Raw genomic sequence first — 13,661 nt, 5'->3', positions numbered from 1 at the left:
AAAACCCCCAGCCCCCCCCCCCCCCCCTTGCGCCTTCAGGCGGCGAATCGGTGCCCGAAAGCTCCGGGCCTTTTCGGCGCCCTTGTCTTGACAGGCTTTTCGTGAAGGAGTAAAATGATTTTACTTATGCGGGTGTAGCTCAGTGGCAGAGCCTCGGCTTCCCAAGCCGATCGCGAGGGTTCGATTCCCTTCACCCGCTCCACGGCCCTCGGGCCGTTTTTTTATTGCTTATGCGGGAAATTCCATGAGGGAATAGACGGGCACGCCCATTTTTTCCCTGCCGTTTAAGCCCTGAAGCTCGATTAAAACCAAGCAGCCCACCACTTCGGCGCCTGCCTGTTTACATAATTCCACTGCCGCGCTCCCCGTGCCGCCGGTGGCCAAAAGGTCGTCGACAATGAGCACCTTCTCCCCTTTTTCCACGCCGTCGACGTGCATTTCCACCTTGTCGGAGCCGTATTCCAATTCATATTCGGCGGAGATGGTGTCTGCGGGAAGCTTGCCCGGCTTTCTTATAGGCACAAAGCCCACGCCCATGTCGTAGGCCAGGGGCGCCCCCAGTAAAAAGCCCCGAGCTTCGATGCCCACGATTTTGTCGATGGCTTCATCCTTCACTAAATCCTTCATGGCGTCGATGGCCGCGCGGAAGGCCTCGCCGTCTTTTAAAAGGGTAGTAATGTCCCGAAAGATGATGCCTTCTTTCGGGTAATCCTTTATGCTTCTGATCTTATCTTTTAAATCCATAGTCGCCTCTCTTTCTTTTCTATTCATTTATACCCTAAAACTGGGTATAGAACAAGTAAGGAGGGGACTATGGAGCAATTATCCCAATTACAAAAAAATTACTACCGCCTTTTGGCCGAAAAATACCCGTCCCGCGACCGGGCCCTGGCCGAGGCGCTCTTACTTGAAAGCGGCCTGAATCTGCCGAAGCCCACGGAGCATTTCGTCAGCGACCTTCACGGAGAGTATCGGGCCTTTACCCACGTCATTCGAAACGCCTCCGGGCTTTTGCGCCGCTACATCGACGAGCTCTTCCCGAAAAAATCCGAGGCCGAGAAAAAGCGATTGGCCACGATTTTGTACTACCCGGAAGAAAAACTGAGGCTTTTACAAGAAGCCCTGGCGCCCGACGCATACGACGCCCTTTTAAAGACCACCTTGGCCGATCTCATCGTCGTGGCGAAGCGGGTGGCGGCGAAATACGACCACGATCAAATCGAGGCCACCTTTCCCGAAGACCGAAAGAAAATTCTGAATCTCCTTTTATTGGAAGAGGCGGGGCTGCGCCACAAGGCCGGCTATGTGAAGACACTCCACGAAAAAATCGTGGCCTACGGCGAAGGGGAAACCTACATTCGCGACCTGGCGGATCTTTCCGTGCGCTACGCCGTGGACACCCTCCACGTCATCGGCGACATTTACGACCGCGGCGAAGAGGCGGAAAAGATCATGGACTACCTTATGGCCTCGCCGAAGGTGGACATTCAATGGGGCAATCACGACATCGCCTGGATCGGCGCCTGCGCCGGCAACTTCGCCCTTATCGCCACGGTGCTTCGCATCGCCCTGCGCTACAATGTGCTTCACACCATCGAAGACGGCTACGGCATCAATCTCCTGCCCCTGGTGCGCTACGCGAAAAAATACAAGGCCACGGCGCCTTTTTATCCGAAAAATCCCGACCCCCACGCGGCGCAAAACGAAAGCTTGGCGAAGCTCCACAAAGCCATGGCCATCTTGCAATTTAAAGCGGAAGGCCAACTCATCGCCAAACACCCGGAATATGGCATGAGCGACATGGCCCTTTTGCACCGCATGGATCTCGACGCGGGCACGGTGGAAGTAGGCGGAAAAACCTATCCCCTATTGGATACAGACTTTCCCACCATGGATCCCGCCGACCCCTACGCCTTTACGGACGAGGAGCAAAAGGTGGTGGACAGGCTCACGGAAAGCTTCACCGGTTGCGAGCGGCTAAAAAAACACATCCGCTTTATGATCGAATCGGGGAGCATGTACTTGATTCGAAACGACAACCTCCTCTTCCACGGCTGCTTGCCCACAGACGATGCTGGCAACTTCGCCCCCACCTCCGTTTTAGGAAAGCCTCTGGCCGGGCGGGCGCTATTGGATGCTTTCGATGGTGCCGTGCGGGACAGCTTCTTCGCCCGAGGCGAAAAACAAAAAGAAGCGGCGGACCTCATGTTTTATTTGTGGTGCGGCGAAGCCTCGCCCCTTTTCGGCAAAGCACGGATCACCACCTTCGAACGCTACTTTATCGCCGATGAAGCCACCCACGTGGAAGAAAAAAATCCCTACTACCGCCTGAGGGAAGAAGTGGATTTCGCGGAAAAAATCCTCCGCACCTTTCACCTCGACCCGGACCTGGGCAAAATCATTAACGGCCACACCCCGGTGAAGCGGAAAAAAGGCGAAGAGCCCGTAAAAGCCGATGGGAAAGTTCTGGTCATCGACGGCGGCTTCGCCCACGCTTACCGAAAGACCACGGGCACGGCGGGCTACACTCTGATCTCTAATTCCTACGGCATCCTCCTCGCCACCCATAGCCCCATGAAAGACGAGGCCCGCCGCATAGCCGACGACATCGACATTACCTCCTCCTTGGCCTTCGTCACGGAATACAAAAAAAGGCGGCCGGTAAAAGACACCGACGGCGGCAAACAGGCAGCAGAAACCATCGAGGAACTGCTTACGCTGGCAAAACTCTACGAAACAGGCGAAATCAAAACACAAAAATAAGGCCCCGTGAGGCCTTATTTTCTTGCACAAAAACCCGCTGCCGGGCTTTTGTGTTTACTTTTTCATGTCGTCGTAGAGAATCTTTAACCACGTTTCGGCTTGGGTGCCTTTAACGCGTTGGTATTCGTGGCTGTTGGCCGCTTCCATGATTTCACAATAAGCCCAGTGGCTTTCGTCGATATCCGTGAAGCGGGCCAGATCCTTGGCAACAGGCGCCATGCCTTCCAAGGTTGTGCCGCGATTGGCGTATTGATTTAACATACGCGCCGCTTCCGCCCGTTGAATGTAATCGTCGGGACGGAAGGTACCGTCGGGATAGCCGTTGATGCGGCCGTTGCCGAAGGCTTGATTAATGGCTTCTTCGAACTTGTGGCCCTTTACATCGGCGAAAGGCGCTACCTTGTCGTTCCTCGTGTCGATATAGAGAAGGGCGCGGGCAAATTCGCCGCGGGTAATGGGTTCCGAGGGGCGGAAATTGCCGTTTTTGTCGCCGAACATTAAATCCTTCTTCACCATAATATTAATGGCGGAGTTGTACCAAGCGGAAGGCGTGTCGGCAAAATCGGGCTTCGACTTGTCGCTCATATCCAGTTCCGCCAAGCGGGCGATTAATGCCGCCGCTTCGGCGCGGGTGATCTTGCCTTGCGGGCGCACGGTGCGATCTTCGTAGCCGTAGAGGTAGCGAATGTGGCGACCGATTTCCATGGCCGGTTTTGCCGGTTCAGATGCCCTGTTCGGCATAATCAAAGTGCTTCCCATGTAGAAAGTGCCACTTCCGGGTTTGCCCGGTTGAGAGGGATCTTGGTTATCCGGCGTACCCTTGACTTTCCAAAGAGCTTTCACTTTCATATTGCCATCGCCGCTAACGGTAACTTCCGTGCCGACGGTAAATTTTCGACCGTTTACATCCCATCCGTCAAATTCTTTGCCTTCGGGGGCAGTGAATTTATTGGGGGGTAGTTTAAAGCTAGCACCCTTCTTCACGGTTAAATCCTTCATGGAACCTGTGCCGCCGTTGGCGATAAATTTGACTTTAAACTCTTCGATTACCGGAGCTTTTTCTTTCCATTTTGCTGTTACGGTTGTGTTTTCGTTGACGGTGATTTCGTCGCCGACTTTTTTATCTTCGCCGTTGACTGTCCAGCCGTCAAACTCTTTGTTTTCCGGTGCCGTAAATTTGTTGTCTGGTAGTTTGTATTTTGAACCTTTTTTGACGGTTGCTTTGTCCATGCTTCCGCCACCGCCGTTGCTTGCAAAGGTGACATCAACCATGCTATCTTTCCATTTTGCTGTTACGGTCGTGTTTTCGTTGACGGTGATTTCGTCGCCGACTTTTTTATCTTCGCCGTTGACTGTCCAGCCGTCAAACTCTTTGTTTTCCGGTGCCGTAAATTTGTTGTCTGGTAGTTTGTATTTTGAACCTTTTTTGACGGTTGCTTTGTCCATGCTTCCGCCACCGCCGTTGCTTGCAAAGGTGACATCAACCATGCTATCTTTCCATTTTGCTGTTACGGTCGTGTTTTCGTTGACGGTGATTTCGTCGCCGACTTTTTTATCTTCGCCGTTGACTGTCCAGCCGTCAAACTCTTTGTTTTCCGGTGCTGTGAAGCCATTGGGTAATAGTTTGTATTTTGAGCCCTTGTTAAGATTCTTGCTTTCCATATCGCCGGTGCCTTTGTTGGCATCGTAGCTAACAGTTGCAGTTTCGAGCTTCTTGGTTGCCGGATCTGAATCGAGCTTATCGGTGTCACCTTCAAGACCACCATTATCCTTTGCGGTTGCCTTGACGGTTCCAGCGAGTTCGATCTTTTCCACACTCAGGGTGATCACACCGGTGTCCGCGTCAACGCCAGTTCCGCTCCATTTATTGGTGTCTAAATCTCGCGTTGCAGTGACGGTTTTCTCCGCTCCAGAATTGTCTTTATAGGTAATCGTGTAAGACAGCAAGTCGGTATCATCACCAGGATCTTTATAAGCCGGTGGAGTAATAGTAACTTTGCCGGTATCCGTATCTACCGCAACCGCAGGTGCGTCCGGTTTAATGTTTTTTAGAATGTCTTTGGCCGCAATTGTTATTTTTGGTTGAGCTCCATCATTTAACTTGTATGAACCATCTTCATTTTTTTCCGGAACAAATTTATAATCATTGGCCGGGTCCCAAGTACCTGCTACATCATTACCGCTAAATATCTTGACATTGCCGCTGTCATCAAATTGTATAACTGCCGGTACTCCATCCTTATCGGCTGTTCCGTTTGGTAATTTAGATGTGTCACCCACAGTATATGCTTTTCTTATAGCAGCATCAATTGCTTTTTTGTCATCAGCGGTTAATTTTCTAGGGTCTTTAACTTCCGTTTTTCCTACTGTTACCGGTTTTACAGTAGTTGAAGAACAAGATTTGAACTTATTTTTTTCTTTTACTGTAACACCAACGACTTGATCAAGCTTTAAGTCAGGGTTTTGAATTGTATATGTGAACTTTCCTGTTGTTCCATCTACAGTTGCATCTACCGGATTAGAGGTGTCTTTGTCAGTTAAACACTTCCCTTTATCACAATAGCTACCTTTGACCGCATCGCTAAGTTTAAGAAGTATTTGAACTTTTATGCCGTCAAAAGGTCCCTCTCCTACTAATTGTCCCTTAATTACATTGTCTACAATTGTAATACTGCCAAGAGTAGCTCCTCTTGAGTATTCTGTAACTTGTTTTATTTTTAAGTTTGGAGCTTCTACTTTACCTGTTGTCGAATTATCTTTATAAGTTACTTCATAATAAGCATGGTCAGTACCGTCAATAGAAAACTTAACTGATTTAATATCGTTGGCTATTGCAGTGTTTGCGTCTTTCAACAATTGAACAGCTTCTGCTTGTTCATCTTCATTAACTATATTGGATGAAGTTTGTTCTATCCAAATTTCGCCTGTCGGCATTTTAAGTTTAGTTTTGTATTCGTAAGCTTTGGAAGGTTTCGCATCTGCCGTTACCTCGGGAGATTTTTTCTCACCAAGTTCTTGGTAGACTGTGACCTTATCTCCTGCGGCAACTTCAACGCCCTCCGGTAGACTCACTGTCCACGTACTCCCGCTTGTAGGTGTAACGGATACTTTGGCTTTTTCTCCATTTGTACCTGTTAATTTTACATGGACTGTCGCTCTTACAGTCTGGTTATTGACTCTGTCTCGGTGTAATTTCTTTCCGGAGATGGTTGTGGCTCCATAAAATACATCATCGATTGTAGGCGCAGGTATACCTGCCGCCCAAACGTCCATGGCCCCCACATTGCTTAGCAGCATGGCTACGGCCAATAAACAGGCGGTGAAGGTTTTAAAAAGCCTTCTTCTCCTATCATTCTGTCTCATGATCTATCTCCTTTTCTCTTTCGTCACTTCCGCGGAATGGCTCGGCACTCTGCCCATTCATCCCTATAAAGTAATCATACCCAGTCTCTCGTATTTAATCAAGTTCTGCTCTGTTTCATTTCTGTGAAAATCCGTATTTTTCCAATAAAAAACGAGCACCTCGGTGCCCGTTTGTTTCCTTATTAATCTCTGTATGCCCGCACGTGATAGGTTTTTCCGCGGCTTTTCATGCCGTCTAATTGCTCAATGGCGCTTTTGGCGGCCTTCTTCGGCACTTCGATCACCGTGTGGCGGTCGCGAATTAAGATATTGCCCACGACGTCGCGGCCAAGGTCTGTTTCTTTTTTAAAGATGGCGAGGATGGCTTTGGGGGTGATGCCGTCTTTTCTGCCCTTGTCCATGTAGAGCTTGGCGTTATTGGAGAAGCGCTTTTTGTTGGCTTTTCCCTTTTTCTCTTTGCCCTTGCGGTCTTTTCTCAGGCCCCGTGCGCGGAATTTCTTGCCGTAGTCCACCTCATCCAGTGCGTCGTGTTTTTTCGACCGGTTGCTGTCGTCTAAAAGTTTCAATAAGGCGGCGGAAATTTCCACGGCACCGTATTCCAGGCGAAGCATGCTTTCCACCATGGGCTTGTACCGGGAAAGGTCCGCCTCGGAATCCAGCAGCTCGGCCACTTTGCCTTCCAGATTCTCCCGCTTGTTTACGTCCATTTGCTCCATAGTGGGCAGTTCCATGTAGGCGAGATCGGCCTTGGTGTAGCGGACGATGTCTTCCAGTTTGTAAATGTCCCGTCCCACGATAAAGGAGAAGGACAAGCCCTTGCGCCCGGCCCGGGCCGTGCGGCCGATACGGTGCACATAATATTCCTCGTCTTGGGGCAGATCGTAATTGACCACCATGTCCACGTCGCCCACATCGATGCCCCTCGCCGCCACGTCGGTGGCCACGAGCATGTCGATGGAGGAGTTTCTGAAGCGCTTCATGACCGAATCCCGTTGGTTTTGCTTCAAGTCCCCGTGAAGGCCGTCTACAGCATAGCCTCTCGATGCCATTTCGCTCACCAATGCGTCGACGCGGCGCTTGGTGTTGCAGAAGACGATGGCCAGGGTGGGATCGTAGATGTCCACGAGGCGGCTTAAAATTTCCGGCTTCATGGAGGCCTTCATTTCCAAATAGTATTGCTCGATGTTTTCCACGGTGAGCTGTTTGTGTTTAATGCGAATGATCTCCGGGTCCCGTTGGAATTTACGGGAGAAATCCATAATGTCTTTTTCCATGGTGGCGGAGAAGAAACAGGTCTGGCGATCCTCAGGCGTCTCGTCTAAAATGGTGCGCATGTCGTCGCGAAAGCCCATGTCGAACATTTCGTCGGCCTCATCTAATATGGCCACGGCGAGATTATCGAAGCGCAGGGTTTTTCTGCGCATGTGGTCCATGACCCGCCCCGGGGTGCCTACCACAATTTGCACGCCGCCTTTTAAGGCGCGAATTTGCCGCTCGATGCTGGTGCCGCCGTAGACGGGGAGAATTTTCACGCCTTTTTTGTAGGTCCCTAAATTGGCCAGCTCGTTGGCCACTTGCAGGCAAAGCTCACGGGTGGGGCAGAGCACCAGGCCTTGAAGGGGGCCCTTTTTTTCTACTCGCTCCAGCATGGGAATGCCGTAGGCGGCGGTTTTGCCCGTGCCCGTTTGGGCCTGGGCGATGACGTCTTTGCCTTCTAAAAGGGGCGCCATGCTCTCGGCCTGGATGGGGGATGCTTCCTCGAATCCCATGGCCTCGATGCCTTTTAGAATGGCTTCCGACAGATTAAATTCATTAAATTTCAAATGTTCCTCCTCGTTGCAAAAAAAAAGCAGTCCCGCGGACTACTCAGTTGGTTTGTTTATCTGATTATTTCACTTCTTTCTATTATGAAGGAAGGGGGAGACAATTGCAAGGCTTTCGGAAAAAGAATTAATGTTTAAGTATCGGTAAAGATTTTTTAAAAGGCGAAAAAACTCCCCGTAATTTTTTGCCTTATGCTAAACTTAAAGTAGACTGCTTTGGATAAAAACAAGGCGTGAAAGGAGTTTCGGGATTGAAAGATAAAAATGCCATTGAAAAATTTGTGGACCGCGCCATGGAAGACGACGACTTTCAGGACGTGGCCGATGTCATAGAAAAAAGCGTGGAAAGCGCCATTCAGTACTCGAAGATGGGCGCCGGCGCCCTCATGCGGGGCGTGAAAAAAGGCTTCGGGCCGAAAGAGCCCGTGCGCCTTCCCGTAAACCGGGATCCCGCCAAGGTGAAGCAGAAGGTGACGGCGCCGAACACCTGGTATTGGCTGAGAAATGCAGCCGGGCTTTCGGCTTTGGGCTCCTTTGTTTGCGCCCTCATGGTCTTTATCGACGACATCGCCTATGGTGTCTTCTCCTCCGACACCATTGCCGCGTTCCTCTTTCTTTTGATCTCCACCGCGGTCTTCGCTGCGGCAACGATGATTAGCCAGCGCAATATGATTTTGGCCCGAGATTTCTTCCGCATTCGCCGGGAGATTCAAGACCAATCGGTCCTCGCCGTGGAAGACATCGTCACGGCGCTGAATAAGCCCCAACAAACGGTGGCCGCCGAGATCAATCACATGATCCGAAAAGACTACCTGCCCCAGGCCCGCCTGGTGGAAGGAGGCGATTTGCTCCTCATCGATCACGCCGCCTACAAGGCCTACAAGGACAATTACATGGGCCGCACCGTTCCCGTGAAGGAACATGTGCCGGAAATCGACGAGGCGGAGGCGCCTACGGATGACGACCGCGCCACCGCCATGGAAGATTACGAAAAGACGTTAAAAGAACAGCGGGATCGTGCCCACGACTACGTGATGAAGGACAAGATCTCCGCCCTCTTGAAGCTCTTGGATGCTATCCGCCATGCGGTGAACACGGATCCCGGCCGGGTAGAAAGCTTAAACAAGTTTGTAGACTACTACACCCCCACCACCATGAAGCTCATCGAGCGGTTTCTCCAGTTTGAATCCTCCTCGGTGATCACCGAGGCCATTCGAAAGACCATGGACGATATTTTGCGCTCCCTGGACAAGGTCATCGACGGCTACGAAAAATTGTTGGACACTTTGTATAAAGACGACCTCTTGGATCTCAACGCCGAGATGGACGTCATGGAAACGGTAATGAAACAAGACGGATTAATCGACGAATCGGAAGGAGACGAATTCCATGAGTGATGAAATCAAATTAACCTTAGACGGCGCCACCGACGCGGAAATCGAATCGGAACTGACTTTGGAGCCCAAGGAAGTGGACGCCCAAGTGAAGCTGACGCCGGCGGAGCAAAAGCAGGTGGATGAATTTGCCAAGACCATCGACCTGACCAATTCCTCGGTAATCCTTCAATACGGCGTGGGGGCACAGAAAAAAATCTCGAATTTTTCTGAAAAGACCCTAAATTCCGTGCGCACGAAGGATCTCGGCGAAGTGGGCGGGCTTCTCTCCCAGGTGGTGACGGAGCTGAAGAGCTTTGAAGACGAAGACGAAAAGGGCCTGAAGGGATTTTTGAAGCGCTCCACCAACAAGGTGACCGCCATGAAGGCCAAGTACGACAAGGCGGAAAAAAATGTGGACGACATTGCCCGCATCTTAGAAGGCCATCAAATCACCTTGATGAAAGACATTTCCATGTTGGATCAAATGTACGACCTCAACGAAAAGTATTTTAAAGAACTTTCCATGTACATTCTCGCCGGCAATCAAAAGCTGGAAGATGTCAGAAACCGCGAGCTTCCCGCCCTCATGGCATCGGCCACGGAGGGAAGCCTGGAGGCACAAAAAGCCAACGACCTGCAAAACATGGCCAATCGCTTTGAAAAGAAGATCCACGATTTGGAACTGACCCGCATGGTGAGCCTGCAAATGGCGCCGCAAATTCGCATGGTGCAGGCATCGAACACGGTCATGGCGGAAAAGATTCAGTCCACCGTGGTGAACACCATTCCCATCTGGAAAAACCAAATGGTTTTAGCCCTGGGCGTGCACCATTCGGAGCAAGCCGCCGAAGCCCAAAAGAAGGTGTCGGATCTTACCAATCAGCTCCTGAAGAAAAACGCCGAAACCCTGCGCCAAAGCACGGTAAATGTGGCCAGGGAAAGCGAGCGGGGCATCGTGGATGTGGACACCATTCGCTACACCAACGAGCAGCTCATCGCCGCACTGGATGAGGTACGAAAGATTCAACTGGAAGGCCACGAAAACAGAGAAAAGGCCAAGCGGGAGCTGGAAGCACTGGAAGCGGATCTCAAGCACCGCCTTCTTCCCCAAAACAATCAATAGAAAAGACCCCTTGCGGGGCCTTTTTTATTGGAAAAATTTATTTGTATGGAATTACCAAAATCCCTTCGTCTTCTCGTAAATCATCTTTCCCACTTGCACCGCGAGGACGATGCAGGCGAGGTAAAACAAGAGATTCAGCGGATAGATTCTTACATAGTAGATGGGATTGGCGAAACAACTTCCACCGTGACGAAAATCCAGCTCTTGATAAACCGGCGTTAAGAGAAAGCAGATTAAAAACAAGAGGACATCCATGGCAAGGATAATCTCGTGCCTCGTAAAAAGTTTTTTCTGTCCTCTGCGTCCATGGTCGACGGCTCCTTCTCCCGTCAAATCATCCATGGTCACGTCAAAAAACGTGCAAAGCTTCAGCAGATTGCTCGTGTCGGGCACCGCCAAATCCTGTTCCCATTTCGATATGGCTTGACGGGACACATGAATGGAACCTGCCAATTCTTCTTGGGAAATGCCCCGCTCTTTTCTAAGGGAGTAAATCCTTTCTCCTATTGTCATGGTTCCTCCTTTCTTTTCCCTTCTATTTTGCCGTTATTTTATCTTTTTCGCCGCCCATTTTCTATCTATTCCGGGTGGCAATGGAGCAACCAAAGCTTCCAATTCAGTTTTTTCTCTGAATGGAGGATTTTTTCATCCTATGTTCACTGAACACATAAAAGGGTCCTCCCACAGGCGCTTGTTCTTCGCCTGATTTCGTTTTTACCTGCTTCCCCTTGCCTTCTCGTAAATCATCTTTCCCACTTGCACCACGAGGACGATGCAGGCGAAGGCTAGGAGAATGTTTAGGGGGAAGTGGCGTAAGTAGTCTCGGGAATTCGTCAGGTATTGGCCATACATCTTGCAGTCCACCCACTGAAAGAGGGGCGCCAAAAGAAAGCACAGGAGAAACAGGGCGACATCGAGGATGAGGATTATCTCCCTCTTTGAAAAGCGCCCTTTCTTTTCATCGCCTTCCGCTTCCCTGCCTTCGAGGTAGGCCATGGTGACGTGAAAGTAGCCGCAGAGCTTTAAGCGGTCGCCGTAGCCGGGCACCTGCGTGTCCTGTTCCCATTCCCTTAGATCGTCTACGGACACTTCCAAGGCTTCCGCCAAAGTTTCCAAGGCCATGCCCTTTTCTTTTCGTAAATTCGCTATGCGACCTGCTAATGTCATAGGTACCTCCTTTTTTTGTTTTATTTAATACATTATATCAAAAACTACCCCCCATAATTTTTATAAAAAAACGGCACACCTTTCGGTATGCCGCTTCATTTTATTTTATCAACCCGCCGTGGCGCCCTTCACTTCTTCCGCCAGGAGGGATTTTTCCCCGTGGGTCTTTATGGGATCGAAGGTGAGGCGCGCGATGTTAAAGGCGTGGTCACCGATACGTTCCAAGGTACCCAAGATGTCCACGAAGAGGGAGGTGGTCACCGTGGCTTCTTCGTGTTGGGAAGTCATGCGCCTGAAATGGGAGGCGCGGAGTTCGTATTCCAGGTAGTTGAGGTTGTTTTCGTCTTCTTTCATAACGTCGTAAAGGTGGTGATCGCCGGATTTAAAGACTTCCACCCCGTTGACGTACATGTGGATCAACAGTTCGTAAATGGATGTGAGCTCGGTCATGGCTTCTTCATGAAATTCCTCGCCGGAGTCGTAGATCATTTCGAAGTATTCCACGAGGTTTTGTACCAAGTCGCCGATGCGCTCAAAGTTTTTTTGCACCTGAAGGCTGGCGGAGTATTCGTCGGCCAGTTCTTCGGAGAGGGACTGCTTGGAAATTTTCAAGAGGTAGGACTCAATTTTCGTATCTAGGGAGTTAATCATGTCTTCCAATTGATTGACTTCGTGGAAGTGTTTTTTATCTTTGGTCAACAGATACTCTTTGCTGTCTTGAAGGGACTCAAGCACGATTTCGGATACTTGCAATATGGCCGCCTTGGCTTGAGAAAGGGCCCCGGCGGGGAATGCCGTAACCATGGCTTCGTCCAGCTGAATTTTCCCCAGCTCCAAGGTGAGGTCGTCGCGTCCGGGCATGATTTTTTTCAAGAGCAGGACGCATTTGGGGATGAGGGGCAGGAAAATGAGCATGCCCACGAAGTTGAAGGTGAAGTGGGCCACGGCCACGGTCATCATGTCGTTTAAGTGGAGCATCTTCGACACGTAGATGACGAAGCGCTCGTAGGGGCTGATAATGGCCAGGAAAAATATGGACACGGACACATTAAATAAAAAGTGGAACAGGGATGTGCGCCGCGCGGCGAGGCTGCCGCCGACGGAGGCCAAGGCCGCAGTGACGGTGGTGCCGATGTTAGCGCCGAAGACCAGGCCCAGGGCCGCCACCAGGGTAATGGACTTGGTGGCATAGAGGGTTTGCACGATCCCGACGATGGCCGAAGACGACTGGATCACGCCGGTGACCACGGCGCCGATTAGTGCGGCGAGGATCGGTTGGCGGCTAAGCCGGACGACCATGTCGGAAAAACCGGGGATGTACTGCAGTTCTTTTAATGCGTCGCCCATAATGTTTAATCCGATAAACAAGAGGCCGAAGCCGAGGATGATTTCTCCTAAATAGATGGTTTTTTTCTTCTTCGCCATAAGGATGAGGAACACGCCTATCAGCAAAATAAAATAGGCCAGGTAATCCAATTGAAAACCGATTAAAATCGACGTCACCGTGGTACCGATGTTGGCACCGAGGATGATGGCGATGGCTTGGCTCATGCCCATGAGCCCGCTTCGCACCAGGGAAATGGCGATTACCGTGGCCGCCGATGAGGACTGAATCAAGCCCGTCATGACGATACCCACGAGGACTGCCATGAGCGGGTTGGACGTATATTTTTCAATATAGTCCCGGATCTTCGTGCCGGCAAACTTCGTTAAGCTGTCGCCCATGAGTTTGACGCCGAAAAGAAACAAGCCCAGACCGCCGGCGATAAAATGCCAGTCGATTTGAGACCATGAACTTATCTCGCCCATATACTCTCCTTCCGTCACATTGTTTCCTATAGTCGGTCTTATTATATCAAAAAGTAATCCGGTGGTAAGGTGTATGTTAAAAAAAGCCGTTTTTTATTTCGGCTGAGCACAATAAACATCCCCCGGCGTAGCCGGGGGTTTTCCTTTTTCGGCCCAAAGGGCCTGCATTACTAGCTGCGCCTGAAGGGCGTCGGTGGTCTGCCCGTGCTAACGTTACTCGGCTACCCCTTGAAGGGG

Annotated in this window: 9 protein-coding genes and 1 tRNA gene; 4 read left to right on the top strand and 6 right to left on the bottom strand. The window is 50.6% G+C overall.

Translation table 11 applies throughout. From position 1 onward, the window contains the following. Positions 1-128: 128 nt before the first annotated feature. A tRNA-Gly gene (locus KO087_RS09330) sits at positions 129-202 on the top strand. Positions 203-228: 26 nt separating this feature from the next. Here KO087_RS09330 and KO087_RS09325 read toward each other — a convergent pair. Further along, on the bottom strand, positions 229-744 hold the full coding sequence (locus tag KO087_RS09325) for an adenine phosphoribosyltransferase (RefSeq protein ID WP_215508952.1): 516 nt from the start codon (positions 742-744) through the stop codon (positions 229-231). Between the two features lie 69 nt (positions 745-813). Here KO087_RS09325 and KO087_RS09320 point away from each other — a divergent pair, with 69 nt between their 5' ends. Beyond that, positions 814-2,763 carry a fructose-1,6-bisphosphatase gene (locus tag KO087_RS09320; protein WP_215508951.1) on the top strand — a complete coding sequence of 650 codons (1,950 nt, stop codon included), beginning with the start codon at positions 814-816 and terminating at the stop codon, positions 2,761-2,763. Positions 2,764-2,817: 54 nt separating this feature from the next. On the opposite strand, the gene KO087_RS09315 is transcribed toward KO087_RS09320, so the two are convergent. Both KO087_RS09315 and KO087_RS09310 read right to left on the bottom strand, forming a co-directional pair. Then, a complete protein-coding gene (locus KO087_RS09315) occupies positions 2,818-6,126 on the bottom strand; it encodes an S-layer homology domain-containing protein (RefSeq protein ID WP_215508950.1) in 3,309 nt (1,102 codons plus the stop codon). 182 nt (positions 6,127-6,308) lie between these two features. After that, on the bottom strand, positions 6,309-7,949 hold the full coding sequence (locus tag KO087_RS09310; protein WP_215508949.1) for a DEAD/DEAH box helicase: 1,641 nt from the start codon (positions 7,947-7,949) through the stop codon (positions 6,309-6,311). A 251-nt stretch (positions 7,950-8,200) separates the two neighbouring features. Here KO087_RS09310 and KO087_RS09305 point away from each other — a divergent pair, with 251 nt between their 5' ends. Both KO087_RS09305 and KO087_RS09300 read left to right on the top strand, forming a co-directional pair. Continuing rightward, positions 8,201-9,346, top strand: coding sequence for a 5-bromo-4-chloroindolyl phosphate hydrolysis family protein (locus KO087_RS09305; RefSeq protein WP_215508948.1), 1,146 nt, complete (start codon positions 8,201-8,203; stop codon positions 9,344-9,346). After that, positions 9,339-10,448, top strand: coding sequence for a toxic anion resistance protein (locus KO087_RS09300; RefSeq protein ID WP_215508947.1), 1,110 nt, complete (start codon positions 9,339-9,341; stop codon positions 10,446-10,448). Before KO087_RS09305 ends, KO087_RS09300 begins: the two co-directional genes overlap by 8 nt. A gap of 51 nt (positions 10,449-10,499) precedes the next feature. On the opposite strand, the gene KO087_RS09295 is transcribed toward KO087_RS09300, so the two are convergent. The 3 genes from KO087_RS09295 to KO087_RS09285 all read right to left on the bottom strand — a co-directional run bounded on the left by KO087_RS09295 (position 10,500) and on the right by KO087_RS09285 (position 13,424). Then, positions 10,500-10,961, bottom strand: a complete 462-nt coding sequence (locus KO087_RS09295) for a helix-turn-helix domain-containing protein (protein WP_215508946.1) — start codon at positions 10,959-10,961, stop codon at positions 10,500-10,502. A 201-nt stretch (positions 10,962-11,162) separates the two neighbouring features. Then, complete coding sequence (locus tag KO087_RS09290; RefSeq protein WP_215508945.1) at positions 11,163-11,615, bottom strand: helix-turn-helix domain-containing protein; 453 nt, start codon at positions 11,613-11,615, stop codon at positions 11,163-11,165. A 108-nt stretch (positions 11,616-11,723) separates the two neighbouring features. Further along, positions 11,724-13,424 (bottom strand): Na/Pi cotransporter family protein, encoded by a 1,701-nt coding sequence (locus KO087_RS09285; protein WP_215508944.1) that lies wholly within the window; start codon positions 13,422-13,424, stop codon positions 11,724-11,726. Positions 13,425-13,661: the final 237 nt, after the last annotated feature.

The sequence above is a fragment of the Peptoniphilus rachelemmaiella genome (assembly GCF_943169845.1).
In the GTDB taxonomy this organism is placed as follows: Bacteria; Bacillota; Clostridia; order Tissierellales; family Peptoniphilaceae; genus Aedoeadaptatus; species Aedoeadaptatus rachelemmaiella.
Note: the sequence above shows the minus strand (reverse complement) of the source record. Positions and strands in the feature narration are given on the sequence as shown.

Excerpts from the sequence above, each read along its gene's own strand:
- KO087_RS09325 (WP_215508952.1), bottom strand. The coding sequence starts at position 744 with ATGGATTTAAAAGATAAGATCAGAAGCATAAAGGATTACCCGAAAGAA.
- KO087_RS09320 (WP_215508951.1), top strand. The coding sequence starts at position 814 with ATGGAGCAATTATCCCAATTACAAAAAAATTACTACCGCCTTTTGGCC.
- KO087_RS09315 (WP_215508950.1), bottom strand. The coding sequence starts at position 6,126 with ATGAGACAGAATGATAGGAGAAGAAGGCTTTTTAAAACCTTCACCGCC.
- KO087_RS09300 (WP_215508947.1), top strand. The coding sequence starts at position 9,339 with ATGAGTGATGAAATCAAATTAACCTTAGACGGCGCCACCGACGCGGAA.
- KO087_RS09295 (WP_215508946.1), bottom strand. The coding sequence starts at position 10,961 with ATGACAATAGGAGAAAGGATTTACTCCCTTAGAAAAGAGCGGGGCATT.
- KO087_RS09290 (WP_215508945.1), bottom strand. The coding sequence starts at position 11,615 with ATGACATTAGCAGGTCGCATAGCGAATTTACGAAAAGAAAAGGGCATG.
- KO087_RS09285 (WP_215508944.1), bottom strand. The coding sequence starts at position 13,424 with ATGGGCGAGATAAGTTCATGGTCTCAAATCGACTGGCATTTTATCGCC.